Source organism: Pseudomonas sichuanensis, assembly GCF_024749065.1.
Classification (GTDB): Bacteria; Pseudomonadota; Gammaproteobacteria; order Pseudomonadales; family Pseudomonadaceae; genus Aquipseudomonas; species Aquipseudomonas sichuanensis.
This window is the reverse complement of the sequence record NZ_CP087185.1, coordinates 2,785,929-2,811,400: the sequence shown is the minus strand read 5'-3', so window position 1 is coordinate 2,811,400 and position 25,472 is coordinate 2,785,929. Positions and strand designations below refer to the sequence as shown.

The 25,472-nt window shown below is 64.4% G+C and carries 17 protein-coding genes; 6 read left to right on the top strand and 11 right to left on the bottom strand.

All coding sequences use genetic code 11. The annotated features are described in order from the left end of the window. Positions 1–41: 41 nt before the first annotated feature. The 4 genes from LOY51_RS12770 to LOY51_RS12755 all read right to left on the bottom strand — a co-directional run bounded on the left by LOY51_RS12770 (position 42) and on the right by LOY51_RS12755 (position 4,428). Positions 42–1,022, bottom strand: coding sequence for an LLM class flavin-dependent oxidoreductase (locus LOY51_RS12770; protein WP_125858526.1), 981 nt, complete (start codon positions 1,020–1,022; stop codon positions 42–44). A 211-nt stretch (positions 1,023–1,233) separates the two neighbouring features. Further along, complete coding sequence (locus LOY51_RS12765) at positions 1,234–2,145, bottom strand: LysR family transcriptional regulator (protein WP_125858525.1); 912 nt, start codon at positions 2,143–2,145, stop codon at positions 1,234–1,236. A 67-nt stretch (positions 2,146–2,212) separates the two neighbouring features. Further along, the gene (locus tag LOY51_RS12760) at positions 2,213–3,298 is read right to left on the bottom strand and encodes a metal-dependent hydrolase (RefSeq protein ID WP_258646448.1); all 1,086 of its coding nucleotides are present in this window, start codon (positions 3,296–3,298) and stop codon (positions 2,213–2,215) included. Between the two features lie 32 nt (positions 3,299–3,330). Further along, entirely contained in the window at positions 3,331–4,428 is a 1,098-nt protein-coding gene (locus tag LOY51_RS12755) for a sugar diacid recognition domain-containing protein (RefSeq protein ID WP_258646447.1), read from the bottom strand. A 163-nt stretch (positions 4,429–4,591) separates the two neighbouring features. Here LOY51_RS12755 and LOY51_RS12750 point away from each other — a divergent pair, with 163 nt between their 5' ends. After that, on the top strand, positions 4,592–5,920 hold the full coding sequence (locus tag LOY51_RS12750) for an MFS transporter (protein WP_258646446.1): 1,329 nt from the start codon (positions 4,592–4,594) through the stop codon (positions 5,918–5,920). Between the two features lie 100 nt (positions 5,921–6,020). Here the strand turns inward: LOY51_RS12750 and LOY51_RS12745 are convergent, their stop codons facing one another. Together LOY51_RS12745 and LOY51_RS12740 are read right to left on the bottom strand one after the other, a co-directional pair. Beyond that, on the bottom strand, positions 6,021–7,136 hold the full coding sequence (locus LOY51_RS12745; RefSeq protein ID WP_125858521.1) for a DmpA family aminopeptidase: 1,116 nt from the start codon (positions 7,134–7,136) through the stop codon (positions 6,021–6,023). A gap of 17 nt (positions 7,137–7,153) precedes the next feature. Then, positions 7,154–8,518 (bottom strand): APC family permease, encoded by a 1,365-nt coding sequence (locus LOY51_RS12740; protein ID WP_258646444.1) that lies wholly within the window; start codon positions 8,516–8,518, stop codon positions 7,154–7,156. Between the two features lie 198 nt (positions 8,519–8,716). On the opposite strand from LOY51_RS12740, the gene LOY51_RS12735 reads away from it, so the two are divergent. The 4 genes from LOY51_RS12735 to LOY51_RS12720 all read left to right on the top strand — a co-directional run bounded on the left by LOY51_RS12735 (position 8,717) and on the right by LOY51_RS12720 (position 13,091). Next, positions 8,717–9,508, top strand: a complete 792-nt coding sequence (locus LOY51_RS12735; RefSeq protein ID WP_125858519.1) for a helix-turn-helix transcriptional regulator — start codon at positions 8,717–8,719, stop codon at positions 9,506–9,508. 179 nt (positions 9,509–9,687) lie between these two features. Then, positions 9,688–10,758 carry an enoyl-CoA hydratase/isomerase family protein gene (locus tag LOY51_RS12730; protein ID WP_258646441.1) on the top strand — a complete coding sequence of 357 codons (1,071 nt, stop codon included), beginning with the start codon at positions 9,688–9,690 and terminating at the stop codon, positions 10,756–10,758. A 16-nt stretch (positions 10,759–10,774) separates the two neighbouring features. Next, complete coding sequence (locus LOY51_RS12725) at positions 10,775–11,926, top strand: acyl-CoA dehydrogenase family protein (protein WP_258646439.1); 1,152 nt, start codon at positions 10,775–10,777, stop codon at positions 11,924–11,926. A gap of 274 nt (positions 11,927–12,200) precedes the next feature. After that, complete coding sequence (locus LOY51_RS12720) at positions 12,201–13,091, top strand: universal stress protein (RefSeq protein ID WP_125858516.1); 891 nt, start codon at positions 12,201–12,203, stop codon at positions 13,089–13,091. Positions 13,092–13,122: 31 nt separating this feature from the next. Here the strand turns inward: LOY51_RS12720 and LOY51_RS12715 are convergent, their stop codons facing one another. From LOY51_RS12715 to ptrR, 4 genes are all read right to left on the bottom strand, one after another. Beyond that, positions 13,123–13,644 carry an acyloxyacyl hydrolase gene (locus LOY51_RS12715; RefSeq protein ID WP_258646437.1) on the bottom strand — a complete coding sequence of 174 codons (522 nt, stop codon included), beginning with the start codon at positions 13,642–13,644 and terminating at the stop codon, positions 13,123–13,125. Between the two features lie 200 nt (positions 13,645–13,844). Next, on the bottom strand, positions 13,845–14,576 hold the full coding sequence (locus tag LOY51_RS12710) for a phytanoyl-CoA dioxygenase family protein (protein WP_125858515.1): 732 nt from the start codon (positions 14,574–14,576) through the stop codon (positions 13,845–13,847). A gap of 45 nt (positions 14,577–14,621) precedes the next feature. Further along, positions 14,622–15,065, bottom strand: a complete 444-nt coding sequence (locus tag LOY51_RS12705; protein ID WP_125858514.1) for a carboxypeptidase regulatory-like domain-containing protein — start codon at positions 15,063–15,065, stop codon at positions 14,622–14,624. A 208-nt stretch (positions 15,066–15,273) separates the two neighbouring features. Continuing rightward, positions 15,274–16,152, bottom strand: coding sequence for a putrescine utilization regulator PtrR (gene ptrR / locus LOY51_RS12700; RefSeq protein WP_258646435.1), 879 nt, complete (start codon positions 16,150–16,152; stop codon positions 15,274–15,276). A 106-nt stretch (positions 16,153–16,258) separates the two neighbouring features. Between ptrR and LOY51_RS12695 the strand changes: the two genes are divergently transcribed. After that, positions 16,259–17,644: an aldehyde dehydrogenase family protein gene (locus LOY51_RS12695; protein WP_258646434.1), complete on the top strand. Its 1,386-nt coding sequence runs from the start codon at positions 16,259–16,261 to the stop codon at positions 17,642–17,644. Between the two features lie 48 nt (positions 17,645–17,692). On the opposite strand, the gene LOY51_RS12690 is transcribed toward LOY51_RS12695, so the two are convergent. Then, positions 17,693–25,255, bottom strand: a complete 7,563-nt coding sequence (locus tag LOY51_RS12690) for an RHS repeat-associated core domain-containing protein (protein ID WP_258646432.1) — start codon at positions 25,253–25,255, stop codon at positions 17,693–17,695. Positions 25,256–25,472 lie beyond the last annotated feature (217 nt).

Sequence of the window (25,472 nt, the reverse complement as noted above, 5' to 3'; positions counted from 1 at the left end):
ATTTCTATCAGGTGTCAAAGGCCCGATAGCCGGGCCTTGCACTATTGCAAAGACGCCAACGCGCTGGCGGCAAGGGCATGCGAGCGCTGCCGCGCCAGCGGATCATGAATACGGCAATCGATCATCAATTCATCCGCCCCGGTCTGCTCGATCAGCGAGCGCAACCCTTCCCTCACCCGCTCCGGCCCACCGGCAATGGTGCAGGCCATCACCTGCTCCAGCACGGCCCGCTCATGGCCAGGCAGGCCTTCGACATACCCCTCCTGAGGTTTGGGCAACAGCCCGTAACGCCCCACATGCAGGTCAAGCATCCACTTGCGGTGCGAGCTGGCCAGGTAGTCGGCTTCGGCATCGCTACCAGCGGCGAAGATATTCACACCCACCATCACATAGGGCCTGGCCAGTTGCGCCGAGGGTTTGAAGTTGGCGCGGTAATGGGCGACGGCCTGCAGCAGGTAGCGCGGCGCGAAGTGCGAGGCGAAGGCGTAGGGCAAGCCGAGCCTGGCCGCAAGATCGGCGCCGAACAGGCTGGAGCCGAGGATCCAGATCGGTACGTCATGCTGCCCGGGCACACCGCGCACCGGGCGCTGGCCGTTGTCGGCGAGGTAGTCGCGCAGCTCGCCGATATCGGTTTCAAAGTCGCGCTCGGGCGCCGCGCCGCGCAAGGCGCGTATGGTCGGGCCGGAGGTACCGGGCGCACGGCCCAGGCCCAGGTCGATGCGCCCGGGGTGCAGGGTATCGAGGGTGCCGAACTGCTCGGCCACTACCAGCGGCGCATGGTTGGGCAGCATGATGCCGCCGGCACCGACGCGGATCTGCCGGGTGGCGTTGGCAACTTCGTTGATCACCAGCGACGTGGCGGCAGAACCGATGCCGGGCATGTCGTGGTGTTCGGCGATCCAGTAGCGGCGGTAGCCGTGCTGTTCGACGTGGCGGGCAAGCTGGCGGGTTTCTTCGATCGCGTCGGCGTAGGTCTTGCCTTCGCCGATCATGACCAGGTCCAGTACGGACAGGGCTGTCATGGGAGCTCCAGTGGGATTTTGCGTGACAGCAGAGTGTCCGGGGTGGGTGCGGGGAGATAAACCCGGTGGCCGGCCCGGGACTGGGGCCTTGGATTCCCCAAAAGGCAGGGTTTGCTTGAGGGGCCTCATCGCTGGCAAGCCAGCTCCCACAGGGAAACAATGATCCTTGTTGTGGGAGCTGGCTTGCCAGCGATGAGGCCAGTGGCCCAGATCAGGTCTCCCAGGGCACCCCGGCCTGCCAGCTTTCGACCAGCAGGTCGATGAAGCCGCGCACCCGCGGCGACAGGTGCCGCTTGCTGGGGTAGACGATGCGGATCGGGTCGGCCGGCGGGCGATAGTCGTGCAGCACTTCGACCAGCGTCCCGGTGCGCAGGTCATCGCCGGTGATGTAAGTGGGCAGGTGAATCAGCCCGAACCCGGCTCGCGCGCCATCGAGCATCGCCTCGGAGCTGTCGATGTTCAGCCGCCCCGGCTCCTCGCACAGGTGCAGCCCGGCGTCGGTGCGAAAACGCCACGGGCTGGACTTTTCACCGGCCAGGAAGGCGATCTTGTCATGCCCGTACAAATCAGCCGGCACCTGCGGCGTGCCGTGGCGCTGCAGGTAGTCGGGCGAGGCACAGGTGACGAACTGCTGCCAGGCCACGGTGCGCGTCAGCAGCTGCGAGTCCTCTTTCGGCGCGCCGATGCGCACCGCCACGTCGACGCCCTCCTCGACCAGGTCGACGAAGCGGTCGGTAAAGCGGATATCGGCGCGCAGCTCGGGCCACAGCTTGAGATAGCGGTCGAGGATCGGCAGCACATGGCGCTGGCCGAACGACAACGGCGCAGTCAGGCGCAAGGTGCCGGTGGGCTGGCCCCGGCGCTGGGCCATGGTCGACTCGACTTCATCGAGGTCGTCGAGGATCTGCCGCCAGCGCTCGAAGGCCACCAGCCCCTCGTCGGTCAGGCTCAGCTTGCGCGTGGTGCGGTTGAGCAGCCGCACCGCCATGCGTGCCTCCAGCCGGGCGATGCTCTTGCCCACCGCCGAACGAGTCAGGCCCAGGCTGGCGGCGGCAGCGGTGAAACTGCCGGCCTTCACGGCGCTGACGAAGGCGGCGATATCGCCGAAGCGGTTGGGTTCCATGCTGTATTCCCGAACAAGACAAGCCAGCTAAATGGGTGCGCAACCGCAGATTGCAAGGCCGCCGCCTTCAGCGCCCGGCCTCGGCGGCATGCCCCAGCGACTGGCTGGCCCAGGCTGCCAGCGGCAAGGGTGGCTGCTGGTCGAGGATGCGCCGCCAGATCAGGCTCAGCTTGGCGCCATCGAACAGCGAAGCCGCGCCGCCGCCGATCCAGCCCCTGGGCACAATCACCTGCCATTGGCCGGCAGCATCACGCTGGGCCATCTGGAAGCGGAAACTGTAGTTGCCCGGCACCCCCATGCGCAGATCGGTGACCACCAGCGCGTCACCGACCACGTCGTAACGCAGCCAGTCGCCAGTGAACCAGCGCAGGCGTTCGTGCAGCGGCACGCTGGCCAGCACCTTGCCGGCCTCGAGGTTGCGCGGCTGGCGCAGCATCTCGGGCGGCTCACGGTCGAACAGGCTACTGACGCCCTCGTAGTAATCGCCATCCGGGGTTTTCGCCAACATCCGCCAGACCAGGCTGTTGAAGGCCATCGGCACGGCGCGTACCTCGCTGGCAACGATGCCCTGCTGCGCCAATGCCTGGCTGAAGCGCTGCTCGGCGGCCATGCGCCCGGCCAGGCCAAAGCCCAGGTAAACCGTGCTGAACGCCAACGCCAGGGACAGCACGCCGACCGCCCTGCCCTGCAGCCCCTTGAACGCTGCATACAGCACCGCCAGCAGCAACGGCACGGTGTACACCGGGTCGATGATGAACACCGCTGCCCAGCTTTGCGGCGTGGGCTGCAAGGGCCAGAGCAACTGGGTGCCATACACCGTGAACGCATCGAGCAGCGGATGGGTGACCAGCACCAGCCAGAACGCCAGGAACAACCGCGGCCAGCGGTAGCCCTTGTGCGGCCAGTAGCGCTGCCCTAACCAGGCGACCGTCCAGGCCATCAACAGCGCAAGCCCGGTAAGGACGAACAGCGAATGGGAAAAGCCTCGGTGGAAGGTCATCTGCGACACCGGGTCGGCGTAGCGGATCAGCACGTCGAGGTCCGGCAAGGTGGCCAGGGCGGCGCCGTAAAACAGTGAACGGCGACCTTGAATACGGCCCAGCACAGCGCCTTGCAGGGCGGCGCCGAGTACAGCTTGCGTCAGTGAATCCAATGCACATCTCCATGAAAAACGCGGCGCAGCATTCAGTCTGCGGGTAACAATTGCAAGCCCAGGTACAGGCTGAGCATGCCTTCCAGACGCAGCGGATCGACTTCGCCCAGCTCGGCGATGCGTTCAAGCCGATAGCGCAGGCTGTTGCGGTGAATCCCCAAGGCATCGGCGCAGGCCTGGCTCTGCCCGTCATGGGAGCACCAGGCGCGCAGCGTGGCCAGCAGCTGGCCGCTGGCATCCTTGGCGCGCACGCGCAGCAAGGGTTCGAGCAGCTCGTCCAGGGCATCGTCGTTGCGGTGGCGCCAGAGCAGCGCCGGCAGGCGGTAGCGGGCCAGCGACAGCAGGCGCTCGCCTGGCAGCACTTCGCGCCCGTAGGCCAACAGGTCGCGCACCCGCCGGTAGCCGCGGCGCAGTTGCTCCAGGCTTTGCGCCGGGCTGCCCAGGGCCAGGCGTTCGGCCACCCAGCCATGGCGTTGCAGGCGCTCCAGCAAGCGCGGTTCGTCCAACGCCACGTTGGCCGGGCGGCACCATAGCAGCGATTGGCGCGCGGGGCTTACACACCAGCTGTCTGGATAGCGGCTCATCAGCCAGGCCGACAAGGCTTCGGCCGGGGGGCCGGCCTGCAGCTCGAACAGGCAGGGAATGCGTGGCAGGTTGGGTTTGAGCCCGAGCTGCTGGGCCTCATCGACCAGCCGGGGGGATTCACCGCTGCCGCCGAGCAGCAGGGCCAGCAGGTCGTCGCAACGCTGGCGGCGCCATTGCTGCTCCACCTGCAAATGGCGCTGGGCCAGGAGCATTTCGGCGGTCATGCGCACCAGCTCGGCGTAGGTGCGCAGTTGCTGCGGGTCGCCGGTCAGGCCGAGCACGCCGATCAGCCGGTCATCGAGCATCAGCGGCAGGTTGACCCCGGGCTGCACACCCTTCAGGCACTTCGCGGCGTCCACGTCGAGCTCGACGATCCGCCCGTTGGCCAGTACCAGCTGGGCGCCTTCGTGGCGGGTGTTGATACGCTCCGGCTCGCCGCTGCCGAGGATCAGCCCCTGGCTGTCCATCACGTTGACGTTGCACGGCAGGATGGCCATCGCCCGGTCGACGATGTCCTGGGCCAGGTCGTGGTCCAGTTCGAACATGAGCAGGTCCTTAAGGTTGCCTGGGGTTGGTCGGCGGCACAGCAGGCTTTGGCTGGGGCTGTGCAAAAGCACAAAGACAGTGGCGCTACACTCCCCGAGACTCGTCAGGGCGAGCGCCGAGACAGGCGACGCGGTGACAACCATAACAAAAGAGAACCCGATCATGGCACACAGCCCCGCCCCTGACCAAGGCAACGACGTCACCCGCAACGCGCTGTACCGGCGCATCACCCTGCGGCTGATTCCGTTCATTTTCATCTGCTACCTGTTCAACTACCTGGACCGCGTCAACGTCGGCTTCGCCAAGCTGCAGATGCTCGACGCGCTCAAATTCAGCGAAACCGTGTACGGCCTTGGCGCCGGTATCTTCTTCATCGGCTACGTGCTGTGCGGCCTGCCCAGCAACCTGGCGCTCAACCGCTTCGGCCCGCGCCGCTGGATCGCGCTGATGATGATCGCCTGGGGCAGCCTGAGTACCTGCCTGCTGTTCGTCACCACCCCCACCGAGTTCTATGCCTTGCGCCTGCTCACCGGCGCCGCCGAGGCGGGCTTCTTCCCCGGCGTGGTGCTGTACCTTTCGCGCTGGTTCCCGGCGGCGCGCCGTGGCCGGATCATGGCCCTGTTCATGTCGGCGATCCCGGTGTCCGGCCTGCTGGGCGGGCCGTTCTCCGGCTGGATCCTGCAGCACTTCGCGGCAGGCCAGGGTGGCCTGGCCGGTTGGCAGTGGATGTTCCTGATCCAGGGCCTGCCGACCGTGGCTCTGGGTGCGCTGGCCATCGTGCTGCTTAGCGACGGCTACCAGAAAGCCCCTTGGCTGAGCCCGGCAGAACGCCAGCTGATCGAGGCAGACCTGACGGCCGATGCCGCGAGCAAACCGGCCACCAGCGGTGACGGCGTGCTCGCCGTGCTGACCAACCCGTTGATCTGGACCTTCGGCTTCGTCTACTTCTGCATCCAGAGCGGCGTGTATGCCATCAACTTCTGGCTGCCGTCGATCATCAAGAACATGGGCTTCGACAACCCGCTGCTGATCGGCTGGCTGAGCGCCATTCCGTACCTGCTGGCCGGGGTGTTCATGATTCTGGTGGGCCGCTCGGCAGACCTGCGTAACGAGCGGCGCTGGCATTTGGTCGTGCCGATGCTGATGGGCGCCCTGGGCCTGCTGATCGCGGTCAACTTCGCCGCCCAGCCGACCATTGCCATCCTCGGCCTGTCGATCGCCACCATGGGTGCGCTGACCGGCCTGCCGATGTTCTGGCCGATGCCGACCGCGCTGCTTAGCGCCGGTACCGCCGTGGCGGGGTTGGCGGTGATCAACTCGGTCGGGCAGATGGCGGGCTTTCTCAGCCCGTACCTGGTGGGGTTCATCAAGGACCAGACCGGGTCGACCGATGCGGCGCTGTATGCCCTGGCAGGATTGATCGTGGTCGGTAGCCTGGTGGCGCTGCGGGTTTCGCGTTCGGGTAATCCCGCGTTCGCTCGCGCTCGCTAGCAAAATCGATCGCGGGGCAAGCCCGCTCCCACGCTGGAGTCCTGGAGTCCTGAAGTCCCAGAATTCTGGAGCGTGGGAGCGGGCTTGCCCCGCGATGCTTTCAATGCTGGGACTGGGCTCTCCACCCTGCCTCATGCAAGGCAGTCAGCAATGTGTCGCCATCGAGCCCCGGCACCACCGCCCCGCCCTTACCGACCATCGCCCTCCCCGCCAGCAGCGCATTGACAATCGCCTCCTCCACCGCCTCCGCCGCCGCCATGAACAGCGCCGAGATATGGTCGTTGTTGAGCATGCGCACCTGCGTGCACTGGGCCAGCTCCTTGCGCCCGTAGTCAGCCGGCGGCAAGCCCTGATTACCGGTGGAGAACGCCAGGAAGATATCGCCACTGGAGTCCTCGGTACCGCCACCGGTGCGGGCAATCCCGATCGACGCCCGTTGCGCCAAGCGCTGGCATTGGTGCGGCAGCAACGGTGCGTCGGTGGCGATCACCACCACGATCGAGCCCATGCCCGGGGTGCCCTGTTCACGCTCGGCGAAGGGCGACGGCAGGTGCCCGAGCTGGCGGCCCACCGGGTAGCCATCGATGCGCAACTCCTGGCGCTGGCCGTGGTTGGCCTGCACCAACGCCCCCACCGTCCAGCCGCCCTGCTGCGCTGGCAACTGCCGCGAGGCAGTGCCGATACCGCCCTTGAACTCGTGGCAGATCATCCCGGTGCCGCCGCCCACCGGGCCTTCGGTAACCGCGCCGGGGGCAGCGTTGTCCAGCGCCTGGCGCACCTGCAACGGAGTCACGTGCTGGCCCCAGATATCGTTGAGCAGCCCGTCGTAGGTTTCCATCACCACCGGCATGCACCAGTACACGGCGTCATCCGCCAGGCGCTCACGCTCGGCAGCGATCAGTGCATCGCGCACCACGCCGACGCTGTGGGTGTTGGTAATGGCGATCGGCGTGGTCAAGAGCCCCGCCTCGCGGATCCACTCAAGGCCGGTAGCATCGCCATTGCCGTTGAGCACATGGCAGCCGGCAAAGCACGGTGCCAGGCGCGCGGCACCGGGGCGCGGCTCGATCACGGTCACCCCGGTGCGGATCGGCGCCGGGCGTTGTTCATCCAGCAGGGTGCTGTGGCCAACCCGCACGCCCGGCACATCGGTGATGGCATTGAACGGGCCCGGGGTGCCGTGGCCGAGGGTAATGCCCAATTGACGCGCACGCATGTCTACTCCTTGGATGCTCACAATTTCTGGAAGGTCGGGCTGAGCCGGCCGTGGGTGCTGTAGAGGATGACCGACACCGCCAGCAGCCCGAACAGGATCAGCAGGTCGCGCAGCGAGGCCTGTTGCAGCAGGGCCACCAGCAGCCAGCCGGCGCCGCTCACGGCCAGCAGCGCCGGCAAGGGCCACAGCGGCATGCGGTACGGGTGTTCGCGGTCGCGGCGCAGTACCCGGCTGCACAGGGCGCAAGCGGCCACTACCAGGTAGATCAGCAGCAGCAACAGCACGGTGAACGAGGTCAGCTCTTCGAGGCTGCCGGACAGGCTCAGCAAGGCCGAGGGGATGGCCAGGAACAGCGTGGCCAGCCACGGCGATTCCCAGCGCGGGTGGATCACGGTGAAGGCGCGGTTGAGGGCCGGTGTCCAGATGGCATCGCGGCCGCTGCTGTACACCACCCGGCCAACCTGGATGACGATGGCGACGATGGCATTGAACACCGACAGGAAGATCCCGGCGCTGACCAGCCGTGCGAGGGTTTCGTTGCCATGGGTGGTCAGCAGGTAGCCGATCGGGTCGCCGCTGGCCAGCATCGCGTCAAGCGACGGCGCACCGATCAGCAGTGCAGCCAGCGGGATGACTTCGATGGCCACCACCACGACCAGCGACCACAACACCGCCCGGTGCACGGTGCGCCCACCGTCCTTCATGTCTTCGGCCAGCAGCACCGCGCCGCCGTAGCCGTTGAAGGCGAACAACGCCATGCCTACCGCGCCCAGCACCAGCGCCCAGGGGGCAGCCACCAGGGCCCCTTGCTCCAGCACCTGCGGCTGCAGCAGGCTGGCCGCCGGTTGGCTGGCATTGCCAAAGCCCAGGGTGACGATCACCAGCAAGGCGGCCACCTCGCAGATCAGGAACAGCCCGGTGATCCAGGCATTGAGGCGGATATTGAGAATGCCCAGGGCATAGCTGGCGACCACGATCACCAGGGCCACGCTCTGGGTATCGAAGCCTGTGCCCAAGGCGTTATTGAGGTAGGTGGCGGCACCGGCCGCCAGCACCGGCGGGATGAACAGCATCGAGGCCAGCACGGTGAGGAAGGTGGCATAGCCTGCCAGCCCGCCGAACACCCGCTTGGCGTACACGTACTCACCGCCGGCGGTGCTGTGGGCACGGCCCAGCTCGGCGTAGCACCAGGCGAACATCAGTGCCAGCAGCGCCGCCATGAGAAAGGACAGGAACGCGCCGCTGCCGGCCTGCTGGATGGCGAACGGGGCGATGACGAACACGGAACTGGCCGGGGTGACCGCAGAAACGGTGATGGCGACGACATCGGGCATACCCAGGCGCTGCTTGAGTGCGCTCGCGGGCACTTCGCTGGAGCTCATGGCGTTTTTCCTCTGATTGTTATTGGTAGTGAGGGCAAAACCGTGGTCGGGCGGCCGCTGGACCTGGCTGGACTGTAGGCGGGTGGGCGCTGGGCGCCAATTACCCTATGGGGGTACGCCCCTTGACTGGATGACAGAAAAATTCCAAGACTGCGTGGCCCTTTTCGCGGGTGAACCCGCTCCCACAAGAGCCCTCGCATGCACAACCTGTTCACCGAAGCCAGCGCCCACGCGGGCCTGGCCCGTACCGTCGAGCAGCTAGGCCAGCCACGCTTCTGGCGCCAGTTGATGCTGCTGTTGCAGCACTGGGTGCCGTTCGACAATGCCCTGGCGATGTTCTACCCGCGCGCCGGCCTGCCGCGGGCGCTGGAGATCTTCGATGCCCGCGGCGAGGGCAACCCCGAGGCCATGGCCCTGTATCTGAGCGGGCTGTACCAGCTCGACCCCTTCTACCAGGCCTGCCAGGAGGGCATCGGCGATGGCCTGCACCGTCTGGAAGAAGTGGCGCCGGACCAGTTCCGCCAGAGCGAGTACTACCTCACCTACTTCCATGACCATGTGCTGGAAGACGAAATGCAGTTCATCGTGCAACTGGGCGACAGCGGCGCCCTGTCGCTGTCGCTGGGCAGCCGCCAGCGTTTCGAGACGGCGCAGCATGGCTTGCTGGTGATGGTCTGCCCGTGGGTGCTGGCGCTGCTCGGCCAGCACTGGCAACAGCAAAGCCAGCGCCCGGCCCCGGCAATGGCCAGCCAGGTGCGCGATGCCATGAGCCTGTTCGGCGCCAAGGTGCTGTCGGAGCGCGAGCTGGAGATCGCCCGGCTGGTGTTGCGGGGGTACTCGTCAAAGGCCATGGCCGAACGCCTGGCGATCTCGCCGGAGACGGTCAAGGTGCATCGGCGGCACCTGTACGCCAAGCTGGATATTTCCTCGCAGTCGGAGTTGTTTTCGTTGTTCCTGCAGTCGTTGGGGCATGATCCGCAGGATCCGTGAGGGCCAACGGGTTAAAGTGAAACCAGCCCGGCCAGAAGGCGCGCACCCAAGGTAAAAATGCAGCCTCACCCTGCAGATTTGCCAATTGTGCAAGGCAAATTCGCATGACAGGATCCTGCGACCCGCCCGCGCATTCCAGGCTTCACTTGGAAAATCAATAACAAAGCAGGGAGAACGCGATGACCGCGCACGCTCACACCTCGGCAACGGATCATGTACTGGCCGAGGTCCGTAACCATATCGGCCACCTCACCCTCAACCGCCCCGCCGGCCTCAATGCCCTCACCCTCGACATGGTCCGCAGCCTGCAAAAACACCTGCATCGCTGGGCCCAGGACGCCGACGTGCAGGCCGTGGTGCTGCGCGGCGAAGGGCCGAAGGGCTTCTGCGCCGGTGGCGATATCCGCTCACTGCATGACAGCTACAAGGCCGGCCAGCGCCTGCACCTGGACTTCTTCGAAGAGGAATACGCCCTCGACCTGTGCATCCACCGTTACCGCAAGCCGGTCATGGTGCTGATGGACGGCTTCACCCTGGGCGGTGGCATGGGCCTGGCCCAGGGCTGCGACCTGCGTATCGTCACCGAGCGCAGCCGCCTGGGGATGCCCGAAGTGGGCATCGGCTACTTCCCCGATGTCGGCGGCAGCTACTTCCTGCCGCGCGTGCCCGGCGAGCTGGGTATCTACCTGGGCGTCAGCGGCACCCAGGTCAAGGCCGCCGACGCCCTGTACTGCGGCCTCGCCGACTGGTACCTGGACAGCGGCAAACTGGCCGCGCTGGATGAGGGGCTCGACCACCTGGCATTCGGCGACCACCCGCTCAAGGACCTGCAAGGCCTGCTCGCACGGCTCGGCACCCAGACCCTGGGCGATGCACCGCTGGCCAAACTGCGCCCGGTGATCGACCACTTCTTCGCCCTGCCCGACCTGCCCAGCATCATCGAGCAGCTGCGCGCGGTGAGCATCGGTGACAGCCACCAATGGGCGCTGGACACCGCCGACCTGCTACAGACCCGCTCGCCGCTGGCCATGGCCGTGACCCTGGAGCTGTTGCGCCGCGGCCGCCACCTGGCGCTGGAAGACTGCTTCGCCATGGAGCTGCACATCGACCGCCAGTGGTTCGACCACGGCGACCTCATCGAGGGCGTGCGCGCCCTGATCATCGACAAGGACAAGCAACCGCGCTGGAACCCGCCGACCCTGGCGGCGCTCAATGCCCAGCGGGTCGACCAATTCTTCGAAGGCCTGTAAGGCCGGGAGTACGCAGATGCAAGACCTGGAACTGAGCGAAGAACAGATCATGATCCGCGACATGGCGCGGGATTTCGCCCGTGGCGAGATCGCGCCCCACGCCCAGGCCTGGGAAAAGGCCGGCTGGATCGATGACGAGGTGGTGCGCAAGATGGGCGAGCTGGGCCTGCTCGGCATGGTCGCACCAGAGCAGTTCGGCGGCAGCTACACCGACTACGTGGCCTACGCCCTGGCGGTGGAGGAAATCTCGGCCGGTGACGGCGCCATCGGGGCGCTGATGAGCATTCACAACTCGGTGGGCTGCGGCCCGCTGCTGGCCTACGGCAACCCTGAGCAACAACAGGCCTGGCTGCCGAAGCTGGCCAGCGGTGAAGTGATCGGCTGCTTCTGCCTGACCGAACCCCAGGCGGGTTCCGAAGCCCACAACCTGCGCACCCGCGCCGAGCTGGTCGATGGCCAGTGGGTGATCAACGGGGCCAAGCAGTTCGTCAGCAACGCCCGCCGCGCCAAGCTGGCCATCGTGTTCGCGGTGACCGACCCGGAGCTGGGCAAGAAAGGCCTGTCGGCGTTCCTGGTGCCCACCGACAACCCGGGGTTCAAGGTCGACCGCAGCGAACACAAGATGGGCATCCGCGCCTCCGACACCTGCGCGGTCACCCTGGACAACTGCCGTATCCCTGCCGCCAACCTGCTGGGTGAGCGTGGCAAGGGGCTGGCGATCGCCCTCTCCAACCTCGAAGGTGGGCGCATCGGCATCGCCGCCCAGGCCCTGGGCATCGCCCGTGCGGCGTTCGAGGCGGCGCTGCTGTATTCCCGTGACCGCATTCAGTTCGGCAAGCCGATCAACGAGCATCAGAGCATCGCCAACCTGCTGGCCGACATGCAGGTGCAGATCAACGCTGCGCGCTTGCTGATCCTGCATGCCGCGCGGCTGCGCACGGCCGGCAAGCCGTGTTTGTCGGAGGCCTCCCAGGCCAAGTTGTTCGCCTCGGAAATGGCTGAGCGGGTGTGCTCGATGGCGATCCAGGTGCATGGTGGGTACGGCTACCTGGAGGACTACCCGGTAGAGAAGTACTACCGCGATGCGCGGATTACCCAGATCTACGAAGGGTCGAGCGAGATCCAGCGCATGCTTATTGCGCGGGAGTTGAAGCACTATTCGATCTGATGCCATTGCATCCAGGTTGAAGTCACTGCCTTGTGTTGCTTGTTCTGGCCTCATCGCCGGCAAGCCGGCTCCCACAGTGACAGCGCTGAACTCAAGGAATGCGCTGTACCTGTGGGAGCCGGCTTGCCGGCGATGAGGCCGATACAAACAGTGCCAGGCAGTTGCTCCCACCTGCTCATCAACACAACGGCTAGACTAAACGCACTACACCCGCACCGCAGCGCACGGTCCGGGCCAAACCTGAACGGGGGGCTACCACACGTGGAGGTGTGCGATGAGCCAGTTCAAGCGTTTGTTCGTCATGCTCGGCCCGCAGATGCGCTACAGCCCTGCCCTGCAACGGGCCGCGGCACTGGCCGAGTCCAGCGGGGCCCTGCTGGACATCAATGTATTCGTCGACGACGTCGATACCTTCGGGCTGATGAGCGATGGCCGCGAGCGCGAACGGCTGCTCGCCGATAACCGGCAATGGCTGGCGGATGCGAAGGAGCAACTGGCCGACAACGGGCTGGATGTGTCGACCGAACTACTGCTGACCCGCGACCCGCTGGGCAGTGCCATCGAACAGATCGAACGCCTGGGCTGCGACCTGCTGGTCAAGGACGTGCAGCACGAACCGGTGCTCAAGCGCCTGCTGGTCACGCCACTGGACTGGCAACTGCTCAAGGACAGCCCCGTGGCCGTGCACCTGGTCAGCGATGTCCGCCTGCCCCTGCCCCGCCAGATCGCCGCAGCGGTCGACCTCAACCTGCATGGCGCCGGCGAGCACCTGGACGACCAGGTGTTCCGCAGCGCCCACGCCCTGGCCCTGCAGTGCAACGCCGAACTGCACCTGCTGCACGTGTGCGACGCGACAAAAACCCATATCGCCGACTTCGGCGCCGGCACCGTGACCATGCCCGGCTTCGAGGGCAGCGTACGCGCCGCCCAGCGCGCGGCGTTCAACCGCCTGGGCGATCACTATGAGATCGCCTTGGAGCGCAGGCATTTCCTCGAAGGGCCGGCGATCAAGGCGATCGCCCAGTACGTCAGCCACAGCCGCATCGACGTGATCGTCATGGGCACTCACCGGCATGATGCGCTGCACACCTTCCTCGGCGGGACGACGTCGCACGTGCTGGAGCACCCGCTGTGCAACGTGCTGGCGATCAAGGCGGTGCGCTGAGCGGGGGCAAATTGGCTTGCCCCGCGGTGGCTCAGAAGCCCTTGCTGTAGAACAGCGAGTACGACTCGATGCCGTCGTTGGGCTGTTTGATGCCGGCGTTGGAGTAATGCATGGCGCGGATGCCGATCTTCTGATCAGCCGGCAGTTTCAGGCCAAAGCCGATGCGGTCTTCGAAGTTGACCGCAGAGCCCAGGCGCTGGTCGCCGACCTTAGTCTTGGAGAACGCCGCCAGGCCGATGCCGGCCTCGATGAACGGGGTATAGGTGAAGCCGCTGAACTCATAGACGAACACCGGGCTGAATGACAGCGAATGGGCGCCGCTGTAGTCGCCACCTTCCCAGTAGGTGTAGGCCGCATCCCAATAACCCGTCAGGTGGCCCGCACTGCTTTCCAACCAACGCTTGTCCCAGTCGAACGACGCACCGAGACGGTAGGTCATGTCGCCCTGGCTGGTGGCGCCGACTGCACCGGACAGCTGTGCGGCCTGGGCCAGGTTGGCGCCGGCGAACGCCAGCACGAAAGCGGCCAGGGAACTGGCAAGACGGGTGTTCATCAATGACTACTCCTGAGGGTCTTCACGAACAGGCCCGGCCTGACGTGCGCAGGCCTGCGGCAAATGGGGGCTTGGGCCCCTCGTTATGCACCCGTGAGCTGGCGCATCCAACCAGGTCACAAGTGGTAATAGTTTTCGCGATTATTGTCTGAACACGCCACAGGTTGGAAGTACTTTGCCACTACTGGCCAACGCCTCGTTCAGTCATAGACCGATTCTTCATGCTCGCCCAGCAACCGCCGCTGGCGCGGCGTGGCCGCAGCGAGCACCTCGGGGTTGAAACGCCAGGTGAGATAGGGCGAGAACTTCTGCGCCACCATGCGGCGGCCGTAATGCACCTGCAGCATGTCGCGCACCCGCTCGGCACTGCGATTGGCGCCGCCGCTGTGCCAGACATCACTGCGCATCACCAGCGCGTCCCCCGCCTGGCACAGCACCGGGCGCAGGCCCTGCCCTTGCCAGTTGTCCTCGCCCGGCTGGGGGGCGCGACCTGCGCTGTGGCTACCGGGGATGATCAGGGTCGGCCCCACTTGCAGGTCGATATCGCACAGATACAGCTGCGCGGTGAGAATCTGCGCGGGCAGGCGCAAGCGACCGCGCAGCTCGGCCGGCAATGCCATGGGCAGATGGTCCAGGTGCAGGCCCATGCCCGGGTAGCCCGGGTGGCTGCGCCAGGCGGTCTGGCCGATGATGTGGCAGTCGCTGCCCAGCACCGCTTCGGCCAGTTCGATCAAAGGTGGCAGGTCGAGAAACGGCAGCCACAGCGGGTCGCGGTTGAACACACACTTGTAGTGTTCGAGCAGGCCCTGGTAGTCCCAATGCAGCGGTTGCAGGGCGTCGATGGCACTGCGCAGCAAAGCGACGCGCGCGGGGTCGAGCACGCTGGGTATCAGGGCGAAGCCCTGCTCGTGGAGGGACTCAAGCGGGTTCATCAGTGTCCCTCCACGGGCCATGAGCACATTTGTACTCTTGATTGCTCAGCGCCAGTTCAGGTCCACCCGTGCCGGCGACTTGCCGTCGACATTGACCTGCTGCTGCACGCTCTGGCCTTCGGCATTGCCCGTCACACGGTATTGCCCAGGTGGCAGCTGCACGAAGATCAGTGGTCCGACGTCTTGCAAGGCCAGCACCGACTTGCCTTGGGCAGACTGGATGTCCAGCGCCGCGCCACTCTGAAACTTGCCTTCGGCACCGGTCGACAGGGTGATGTGCAGGTCGTAGCCGGGAGTACGGCGCAAGGCGTTGGCCTCATCCTGGCCAATGCCGCCCTGCAGGTAGCGGATGCCGTTCTGCTCCTGCGGCTGCAGGTGCACGGCTTGTGGGTCGATGGGGGCGTTGAGGTCGGCGGCGGCGGCCAAGGTCCAGGGCATGGCCAGGGTTACCAGCAGTGCCGCGCAAAGCCCGTAGTGATGAGTACGCATGGTGCATTCCTCCCTTGGAGGGATGGTCTACACAGTTTTGATGCCTGGCTGCAGCGCGCGTTCGCGAGGTTTCAGACCGTTAGTCTGGGTATGGGCTGCGCCCGCTCCCACAGGTATAACGCCGCTGCTACAGATGTCGTGCAGTACATGTGGGAGCCGGCTTGTCGTGGCGACGAACCGCGGCGATGAGGCCAGCACAGGCATGCACTCAACCCGCCAGCGACTCGGCCCGGCGCTCCTCGAGCAATTTGATGAACATGCTCAGGCTGCGCGACACCGTGCCCCGGCGCCACACCAGCCAGGTCTTGAGGTAACGGAAGTCCTCGGCCATCGGCCAGGCGCTGACCGTGCTGCAACCGGGCATGTTGTCGAGCATGCTGCACGGCATCATCGCCAGGCCTGCACCTGCGCTGACGCAGGCGAGCATGCCGTGGTAGGACTCCATTTCGTGGATCTTGCCCGGCACGGCCTGGTCGTGAACGAACCAGCTCTCGAAATGATGGCGGTACGAGCAGTTGGCGCGGAACGCGTAGATGCTCGCACCGTTGACATCGCGAGCGCGGGTGACCGGCGCATGGTGCAGCGGTGCGATGACCATCATCTCCTCCTCGAACACCGGCATGCCTTCCAGCGTGGGGTGCAGCACCGGGCCATCGACGAAGGCGGCCACCAGGCGCCCGGACAGCACGCCTTCGAGCATGGTCCCCGACGGGCCGGTGGACAGGTCGAGGTCCACCTTGGGATAGCGCTGGTTGTAGGCCGCCAGCAACGCCGGGATGCGCACCGCCGCGGTACTCTCCAGCGAGCCCAGGGCGAAGGTGCCTTGCGGGTCCTCCCCCGCCACGGTCAGCCGCGCTTCGTGCACCAGGTCGAGGATGCGCCGGGTGTATTCGAGGAAGTTCCAGCCGGCCGGCGACAGGCGCAGGCGGCTCTTCTCGCGGATGAACAGTTCGACGCCGAGGTCTTCTTCGAGCTGCTTGATACGGGTGGTCAGGTTCGACGGCACCCGGTGGATATGCTGGGCGGCAGCGCTGATGCTGCCGTGCTCGGCCACCGCCTTGAAGATCTCCAGTTGCACCAGGTCCACAGGTCATTCTCCAAACGTGAATGTTTCGCTCATTATTATTCAGTTTTCATTAAAGCGCGCCACCACTAGTCTGGGCTCACCCCTTCAAAACAATGAGAGTCCTGCCATGAGCGAGATCAGCAGCCTGACCCACGCCATCTCCGTCGACCCCTACACCGGCGAGCAGATCGGCCACTATGCCTTCGACACCGACGCCGCACTGGAAGCGGCGCTGCAACGCGCCAAGGTTGGCTACAACCAGTGGCGCAAGGTGTCGCTGGGTCAGCGCAGCGAATACCTGATCGCCCTGGCCAACGCCCTGCAGGCCAACGCCGAAGCCTTCGCCCAGATGATCGCCCGCGAAATCGGCAAGCCGATCAGCCAGGCCCGTGGCGAAGTCGCCAAGTGCGTCGGCCTGTGCCAGTGGTACGCCGAACACGGCCCGGCCATGCTCGCCGCCGAGCCTACGCAGATCGAGAAAGCCCGTATCGAATACCGCCCGTTGGGCCCGATCCTCGCCGTGATGCCGTGGAACTTCCCGATCTGGCAGGTGCTGCGTGGCGCCGTGCCCGCCCTGCTGGCCGGCAACACCTACGTGCTCAAGCACGCCCCCAACGTAATGGGCAGCGCCTACCTGCTGGCCGACCTGTTCAAGCGTGCCGCCCTGCCTGAAGGCGTGTTCGAAGTGCTCAACGTCACCCCTGAGGGCGTGACCCGCGCCATCAACGACCCGCGCATCGCCGCCATCACCCTCACCGGCAGCGTGCGCGCCGGCATGGCCATCGGTGCACAGGCCGGTGCCGCGCTGAAGAAGTGCGTGCTGGAGCTGGGCGGCTCGGACCCGTTCATCGTGCTGGCCGACGCCGACCTGGACGCCGCCGTGAAGGCTGCCGTGATCGGTCGCTACCAGAACACCGGCCAGGTCTGCGCCGCGGCCAAGCGCCTGATCGTCGAAGAAAGCATCGTCGAGGCATTCACCGCCAAGTTCGTCGAGGCCACCCGTGCGCTCAAGGTAGGCAACCCGCTCCAGGACGACACCTATATCGGCCCAATGGCCCGCTATGACCTGCGCGACGAGCTCGACGGCCAAGTGCAGGCCACGCTGGCCGAAGGCGCCACCCTGCTGCTGGGCGGCCACAAGGTCGAAGGCGCGGCCAACTTCTACGCCCCGACCGTGTTCGCCAACGTCACCCCGGACATGACCGCGTTCAAGCAGGAGCTGTTCGGCCCGGTAGCGGCAATCATCACTGCCCGTGACGCCGACCATGCGGTGGAACTGGCCAACGACAGCGACTTTGGCCTGGCCGCGACCATCTACACCGCCGACTACGCCCTGGCCGAGCGCATGACCAGCGCACTGGACACCGGTGGCGTGTTCATCAACGGCTATTGCGCCTCCGACCCCCGTGTGGCCTTCGGCGGCGTGAAGAAGAGTGGTTTCGGCCGCGAGCTGTCGCACTTTGGTGTGCGTGAGTTCACCAATGCCCAGACCGTGTGGCTGGATCGCAACTGAGGCATCGGCTGGTGTGCAGACAAGCGCTGCACACCACCCTTCAGCGCCTCAGGCTGTAGCAGCACCTCTCATGTAAGGTTCGAATGCAATCGAGTTTTGCCCGCCAAATCCATAGGCCGGTCCGGAGTCCGCCTCTTGTGCCGATGAGAAAGTATCAACGGCACTTCGATAAACGTTCGCAGTGATTGCTTCGGTCTTGGCCTGTGCCAGCAAGCTGACCAAACGTGGCTGCTGAGTGGCGCGGCAATACAAACGCGCTTGCCAACCGGTCAGCACGTGATGCGTCTTCCCCGTCAGGACTTTCAGCAACCAGTCTTTTTCGACGATTGCGAAATCCCGCGTCACCAAGGCGCCTAGCGCATCATCCACGGTAGTCCGAGCTGCGCGCGCGAAGCCCTCGGCAACTTGCCCCGGCAACTGGCCGACCTTTCGTGTAGAGACGAAGGCCTGGCGTGCATAGCCAAGACCGAAACGCCTGAGGTTTTGCAGGTACCGCAGGCCTGCACGAGCGCCGCTGTGGATACGGCTCGCCAGGCTTGTCGCAAGTTTTGCCATCGAACGCAACAGCTTGGCGCCTTGCTTGAAGATGCCCGCAAAGTTACCTATCGAAGCAAGTCCTAATACGGCGCTGGCTATGCCTAGCCGCCTGGCCAGTTCCGGATTGCTGTCTTCCACCAGCACGGAAGCCACCTCCAGCGCCAGCGAGGCCACACTCAACGTAGTCAAGGCCGCGAACACCAGCATCGATGCTGTCCCTCCCGTCATGATCGATCCTGCAATCCCCACCACAGTCAACACTGCTGACAATGCGATCCCCCGCCAGCGGCTACCCACCGGCATCGGCTGGGTGTCGCGCAAGGTCTGTTGCAAGCTCGCCAGCATCCTGTCCTGCCCCCAGCGGCTCATCATGATCGCCCCGCTGGGGTCGTGGAAGTTCACCGGGTCCGGGCAGTGGGCGTAGTCGTTGATGCCGCCTTCGCCGAATGGGCTCAGCCAGTCGGGCTGGGCATAGCGGCACAGGCCAGGGTGGTAACAGCGGTAGCCATTGCCCGCCTGATAGCTACCCGTCACCGGGTCTTGGCGCAGGCCGTTGTAGCCACTGCCAATACCTTCCGCCACCGCCCCCTCGCCGAATGGCAGCAACGGTGTCAGCACCAACCCTTGCTCACCGAACTGCCCGGCGATGCCGACCTGCGGGTCGTCGATCAGCCAGCGCACGCCTGTCGCCTGGGTGTCGTACTCGGCCAGCCCGGGGTTGAGGCTGCGCCGAGCCGTCACGGCACCGTCCTTGTCGAACCAGGTTTCGCCGATCAGTGTGTCGCCGTCGTAACGCAGCTCGCGGGTGCTCTGGTCGCTGGCCAGGTACTGCGCGGCCACGCGCTGGTAGCCATCGTAGGCATAACGGGTGAGCAGCTGGTCGCTGTTGTCGCGCACTTCGTTCAACTGCCCACCGGCGTTGTACCTCAGCTTGCGCTCTGCCTCGTCGGTAACCAGGTAGCCGTTGCCGTTCCAGCTCAGTGCGGCCTTGGCACTGCCCGTGGTGACCGCAGTCAGCCGCGTCGGGTTGCTGGCGTCATAGGCGAGCGTCTGTTTGCGGGTCTTGCCGTCGGCGTAGGTGGTCACGCATTCGGTCAGGTTGCTCAAGGCGTCCCACTGGAACGTCTGCGCCTTGACCGCCTTGCCCTCGCCATCACGGGGACAATCTTCGGCAGTGCCGGCCGTGCAGGCATAGCTGGCCAGCCGATCGAGCTTGTCGTAGCTGAACGCCTCGCTACGTACGCGCTGCCCGTCCCGTTCGCTGTGCTTGGCCAGCAGTTTGCCGTCACCCCGCCACTCCAGGGCCTGGGCGAACACCGGGCGGCCGTTGTGACAGAAGGTGCGGCGGGTTTCCTGATCGAACACGTCGTACTCGCTCAGCACCTGCCAGAACGCCCCGGCCTGGCGGGCCTGCACCCGCCGCTCCACCAGGCGGTCCTGGTCGTCGTAGCGATACAGGATGTCTTCATGGTCGTGCCAGCTGCGCAACAGGCGCCCGGCGTGGTCGAAGAACTGCCGCTGCCAGTGGCCGTCGGCCCGCAGCGCGGCCACCGTCACCCCGCGCAGCGACTGCCAGTACTCACCGCTGGCCGTGCGCCGCGGCGTGTTCTCGGCCAGGCGCTGGCGCCCGGGCAGGTTGACGGCAGTCAGGCTGTGTTGCCAGCGGCCGGTCTTGAATGTACCGACCTCCACGGTTGCCTCGCTGGCGAGGGTGGTCACCGCCTCCGTGCGGCGGAGGCTCGACAGCAGCTCGCTGCCGGCCTTGTACTGCCCGTCGGCCGTCGTATCCAGCACGGTGTTGTCCGGCAGGGTCACCTGGTCGTCGGCGAATGTGTAGGCTCGAGTGCCCACCTTGCGGCCCTGGAGCGTCGAGATGTCCTTGACTGTCTGGGTGGCAATCACCTTGCCGGCCACCTTCAGTTCCTTGATGTGTTGACTCAGGCCGTGGTAGCTGCGGTTGATCACCGAACCGTCCGGGCGGGTCATGTCGTTCACCCGGCCCAGTGCGTCACGGGTCATCATGCAGGTGCTGGCCTGGTCGCCCAGCCGGCGGGTCATCGCCACCAACCGCCCGGCGGCGTCGTACTGGCGCTCGACCCCGGCGCGTTCCACGCCCGAGGTGCTGCACAGGGTCTCGCGGCTGTTGAAGCTGCCGTCCGCGTTGGCCTGCACGGCGCGGGTGCTGCGCAACAAGGTATGCGGGCCGACGCCCTGTTCGACAGTGCCTGCCTCATCGAGCAGGTCCTTGCTCCAGGGTTGCCAGCCCGGCAGTTGCACCGGCTGGCCCGGCTCGATGATCGCCTGCCCGCCTGGCAGGTAGTCCCACAGCTGGCTGGACACTTCGTCGTCATTGCCCAGGCCTTGCAACTGGCGCGTGCCCAGCGGGATGAACGGATCGCTGTCTCGGCGTCTCCACTGCATGCGGCAGACCCGTTGCAGGCCGTCGAGATACTCCCAGGTCTGGCTGCCGTCCTTGTGCGTCAGTTCGCGGCGGATGCCGTCATAGCTGACCTCATATTGGCTCTTCTGGCTATCGTCAGGCTTGGCATCTTCGGCCTTGGCGTTCTGCCCAGGCTTGAGCCGGTAGCGGGTTTGTTCGATCACACGGCCCAGGCCGTCGTGCTGCCAGTGCGTTTCCACACCGTCGCTGGTCTTCTGCAGGCAGCGACGGCTGTAGCGCGAGCGGCGTTCGCGGGTGACTTCCTGGGACGCCGACGTGGACGATTCGCTGGAGGACGTGGTGCAGGTGGTACGGATGTCGAGGCCGTCATAGACCGGGTTGTCCTCGAAGACCTGCTTCGTCTTCAGGGTCATGGTCTGCCCACCCAAGGTGGTGGATTGTTCAGAGGTGACCGTCCACTGCATCACCTTGCAGCCTGCGTTGCCAGTCTTAAGCTCCGGGGTTGAGGACTCTGTCCTGTTGACGCGGCACAGCACCTGGGCCTTGTCAGTAACGGTCAGTGCCCAGGTGGTCCTTTCATCCAGGCGATCGTCGACCAGCGTGGCCTTGATCCCTTCGACAGTGACGATGGTCGCGGTCTCCAACACCTCGCGGCCGTTGCGGGTTACCGAGCGGTAGCCATACAACGTCAGGCCCAGAGGGTTGCCATCCTTATCGCACTCGTATTCGGCCATAAGTGGCGCCGGTGCGTACTCGGAAACGCGAGGACAAAATAGCTCAGGAAAATTGTCGACCAGCGAGCCACATTTCATGGTGCTCCTCCCGACATTATCGTAGTAGCAACGATACCGGGAGACCCCATCGTCGTTAGTGCATTTTAAAATATCACATTTACTATTATACCTAATCAATTCACTATACAAATCAAAGCCCACCGATTGCCTGCACCTTTTCCTCTCAACGGTCTTCCGCAAAAAGCCAGCGTATTCAATAGAATTTTTTAGCCCAGCGCCCCCTTCCCCACCACACGCAATAAGCTGAAACACAGCAACTGCAACACACTTGGCCTCCTCATCTACCAACCGAAACCAACAATGCTCATCAAACATATTTTTCAGCCCAGAGAAAGACAAGGAGCTCCTGCGCCGTAGATAAACCATAAACAGCAAATAAGCAATGAGCACACTTACTTTAGGAACACCTTTTTTACGCGCCTCCTTCTCAGAATTCATTGAACTTCCAGCCCAACCAAGAAAACTGAAGGGACCACCTGAACCAGCTACAAGATAAATTTTTTTATGTTTTCTATGCAGCATAAAAAACATGCTCGCAGCCACAGCTGCCACTGCATCAGCCACTGTCGAATCATCGGCAACTCGCGAAAACAGCTCACCAATCCTACCTATTTCAGAACCAGTCAATTCCATCTCAGAAAGTGCACTATAAAAAATATCAAATAGCTCCCCAGCCGTAGTTCCCCCCTCCTCACATAGCCCACTCCTGAAAAACCTTGTACCTGATAATCTAACTCCACCAGCCTGATACTCGACCGAACCAATGACCGCGTGATCATTTCCGTAACAAATCATGCGCTTGCTTACCCCCTCTCCGATAACAACTCCGTAGCCACCGGCACTCGCAACATAACTACCCTTATAGGTGAAAGTTGTAGCATTGCTCCTCGTACAATTACCCACAATAAAAACATGAGATATGACTCGAGGCAATGCGGGGCGCCTATCCGAAAAGACAGCGGACCTGGTAGCGTACTCCACCCGCTCTACCGAACCATCGAGCTCTTCCAGGCGATACAACACCCGGTCCAAGGTCGGATCCTCGGTGTAGCCACAGCGCACTCGCTGCAGCAGTTGCGGCAAGCGGGTCTGAGTCCGCCGTAGCTCCGTCAACAGGTAGTTTTCCAGGGCCAAGGACACGGCATACGCTTCCGACTGGCCCGGCCAGATATCCATGGTCACTGCGGTGGCCGTGTAGTCGGCACGGAACAGCTCGGTCTCGCCACTCTTGACCTGCTTCAGCAGGAACTGGCCTTGCTGTCGCTTCCAGCTCAGCGCCAATGCCTCGCCGTAGGGCGAGACGATCTTTGAAGGCATCAACTGCACGAATGGCCGCCGATAATAGGCAATCCGTTCGTCGATCGCCTTGACGTTGCTTTCCCACTTCTTGACCGCCTCTGCATAATCGGCGGCGGCCGTCCCGCTGTAGGCTTGGACACACAGCACGGCCAATGCCCATTCGGTGGCGCTGGATGGCTTGACCGGGAACACCGGTTTGGACTTCGCCTTGATCGCTTGCAGCAGGCGAATGATTTCCTTGAGGAACTCGTCGTTGGGTTCGTCTTCGTCACTCTCCGGCGCCGCCGGCTTGCTCAGGATTTCTTGGCGCCCGCTGGGCAGGTCGAGGGTGAACTGGCTGTAGTCCGGGTTGCTTCGAACGAAGCACGCCTTGTTCTTCAGCACCTGGCCGTTCTTCAGCTGCGTCCACTCCTCGTCCGTGAACGAGAGCGTCACGCCGTCGGCAAGGCTCAGGCGCCGGTCGCGAACATCCAGGCTGCTGAAGCGCCAGGCCCAACCATCGCCCAGGCCTGCCTCGTTGCCCCGCAGCGGCGAGTAGTGCAGGGTCAGGTCGCACACCGGGCCAAGGCCGCGCAGGCCCTGCAACGTTGCTACGGGGTAATGGGCATGGAACAGCCCGGTGCGTGGGTCGACGCCGGTCTCGCTGTCGCCACCGGTGTCGAACACTTCCGAGCCCATAGTGTTGCCGTAGTCTTCGCACAGCGGGCTGCTGGCCCGATAAGCAGGCAGCGCCGCAGGCGGCGTGAACGGCACGACGGTCACCTTCTGCCACAAATAGTTGTCGTCCAGATAGCCGAAGTGACCTACGTCAAGCGTCTTTCCATCCCGTGCGCTTTCCGGGAAGTCGAACACCAGGCGGAATGCCGTTTTGCCACCTTTGCCGAAGATCACAGAGTCGCCCGTGAAGGCCTTCACGCTAATATCCATAGGTGGACGTTGTTTGGTAATTGCGCTTGTGTTTATTACATTGTCATCATTCGTCCAAATGCAGGTCGCGACTCGGTAGCCTTTATCTCGGGCCGCATCGCTCAGGCGAAACACCACCTCCCCCTTAGATCGGTTGATGACAATTGCACTGTGCTCTTGAAAATGAGATAGATCCGCTGCATCACAACGCTGCATCAATGTCAGCGTGCTCGCCGGTTTAATGGGGACGTCGTCAGTAGGCAGCAAGTAACGCGTCAGCCTCTCGGCCTCCCACACCTTGCCATCTCCCAGATTTTCCAGTTCGACCAAAAATCCGCCAAACCTTGGCAACCACAAGCGCCATGCTCCCTTCCCGTCGTTGCCCTGACCAAGCCAACCGCCCTCACCCTCGCGCTCCGCACGAACGTTCATCCATCCCTTGTCCCGTACACATTTTGCCAGTGCTGCCTCCCACGCAGCCTGGTCGTCCAGCGGTGATGGCTTGAACACGACATGATCCACCAGCTGCCGACTGTAAGGGTGCCGCACCGTCACCAGCACGACATCGTTAGCATTAGCCCAGGCCGAGTCGAAACGAGGTCCCGCCACCCAGTTTTCCCGATCCGGCAATGACGTGAAGATCCGCACCCCCTCCCCCCGCTGCCACAACGTCAATCGACTCGCCCCGGCAGTGTCTGTCGTATCTGCGCCTAAGCCGCTGCCACCCGCACACAACCAGCTGTTAAGCGAGGAAGCATTCAACGCCTTCGCCCAGGCTTCCAGCCACTTGCCCGCAGCACGCTGCGAGGCCTGCGGCGTCCAGCTGAAGCTGTCCATCAGGCGATGGGAGTAGGCATCATAGACCCAGGCTTCGATCGCCTGCCCCGCCACCAGTGCCTGCTGCGTCCCCTCCACTTCTCGGCTGGCCGACCAGGTCGCCTCGCCCAAGGTCACGCACAACTCGGCGCATTGCGGCACCCAGAACGCATTGCCCTTGTCCGCCGGCGTGACCTTGCAGGTGCTCTCGCTCAAGACTCCGGCCCGTACCAGCCGGCTGTCACGGTTGAGCTGCTCGCACAGGCCCTTGCTCCAGACCGCGCCCTTGGGGACGGTGAAAAAATGGTTCTCGTACAGGTGCTGGGTCTTCAGATCGCGCACCTGCAGGCACAGCACCTGCCCTTCGACCGGGGTGTGCTCGTCATTGCAGGCCAGCGCCTGGACCAGGTTGCCAGCAAATGGCGCGGTGCTGAAGGCGCGGTGGCCGTTCAGGCACCACAGGCGCAGGTCTGCACCTTCGTGGGTCAACTCACCGGTGGACGTCCAGCCACCGGCGCACAAGCCCTGCTGCTCACCTTGCTCACGCAGATGCCGGGCAAAGGCGGCCGGCCATTGACTGGCCTTGAGGTCCGCCTTGACCGCGGTGTAGTCGATCTGGAGCAATTCACCGTCACGCCCACGCACCCGGCAGGCGCTGAGCACCTCGCCTTCGACCAGGTCCCGGCCGGCGCGGATCGGGCACAGGCTGTGCCAGCCCCGCTTTGGTGAACCCAGATCCTGTTGCTCAAAGCCAGCCATGTCCGGCAGGTAGCCATCCAGGCGTGTTGTGAGGATGAACGGCACGCTGGTGGTTGCAGCGATGGCGTGAGAAACACTGACGGTGCTGGTAGCAGGCATGATGGCTTCCTTGATCGGGCAGGCGACAAGGACCGACAACCGGCAGTCTCAGCGAGGCCGCCCCGGTCCGGCGGATGCCCTATCAAAGCGCCACCTGGACAGTGCAACAACTGGCAAAAATATCAGCTGCACCAGTGTCGTGACCCTGTTCGCCATCTGAGCTGCAATCACGCGCTGATCTGTACCTTGTTTCACCTTCGCGCAAGCCAATAATCGG

What these genes read in the sequence shown, in the direction of transcription:
- LOY51_RS12745 (WP_125858521.1), bottom strand. Translation starts at nt 7,136, where the DNA reads ATGCGTGCGCGTCAATTGGGCATTACCCTCGGCCACGGCACCCCGGGC.
- LOY51_RS12690 (WP_258646432.1), bottom strand. Translation starts at nt 25,255, where the DNA reads ATGCCTGCTACCAGCACCGTCAGTGTTTCTCACGCCATCGCTGCAACC.
- LOY51_RS12735 (WP_125858519.1), top strand. Translation starts at nt 8,717, where the DNA reads ATGCACAACCTGTTCACCGAAGCCAGCGCCCACGCGGGCCTGGCCCGT.
- LOY51_RS12770 (WP_125858526.1), bottom strand. Translation starts at nt 1,022, where the DNA reads ATGACAGCCCTGTCCGTACTGGACCTGGTCATGATCGGCGAAGGCAAG.
- LOY51_RS12740 (WP_258646444.1), bottom strand. Translation starts at nt 8,518, where the DNA reads ATGAGCTCCAGCGAAGTGCCCGCGAGCGCACTCAAGCAGCGCCTGGGT.
- LOY51_RS12705 (WP_125858514.1), bottom strand. Translation starts at nt 15,065, where the DNA reads ATGCGTACTCATCACTACGGGCTTTGCGCGGCACTGCTGGTAACCCTG.
- LOY51_RS12715 (WP_258646437.1), bottom strand. Translation starts at nt 13,644, where the DNA reads ATGAACACCCGTCTTGCCAGTTCCCTGGCCGCTTTCGTGCTGGCGTTC.
- LOY51_RS12730 (WP_258646441.1), top strand. Translation starts at nt 9,688, where the DNA reads ATGACCGCGCACGCTCACACCTCGGCAACGGATCATGTACTGGCCGAG.
- LOY51_RS12755 (WP_258646447.1), bottom strand. Translation starts at nt 4,428, where the DNA reads ATGTTCGAACTGGACCACGACCTGGCCCAGGACATCGTCGACCGGGCG.
- LOY51_RS12750 (WP_258646446.1), top strand. Translation starts at nt 4,592, where the DNA reads ATGGCACACAGCCCCGCCCCTGACCAAGGCAACGACGTCACCCGCAAC.
- LOY51_RS12720 (WP_125858516.1), top strand. Translation starts at nt 12,201, where the DNA reads ATGAGCCAGTTCAAGCGTTTGTTCGTCATGCTCGGCCCGCAGATGCGC.
- LOY51_RS12695 (WP_258646434.1), top strand. Translation starts at nt 16,259, where the DNA reads ATGAGCGAGATCAGCAGCCTGACCCACGCCATCTCCGTCGACCCCTAC.
- LOY51_RS12725 (WP_258646439.1), top strand. Translation starts at nt 10,775, where the DNA reads ATGCAAGACCTGGAACTGAGCGAAGAACAGATCATGATCCGCGACATG.
- LOY51_RS12765 (WP_125858525.1), bottom strand. Translation starts at nt 2,145, where the DNA reads ATGGAACCCAACCGCTTCGGCGATATCGCCGCCTTCGTCAGCGCCGTG.
- LOY51_RS12710 (WP_125858515.1), bottom strand. Translation starts at nt 14,576, where the DNA reads ATGAACCCGCTTGAGTCCCTCCACGAGCAGGGCTTCGCCCTGATACCC.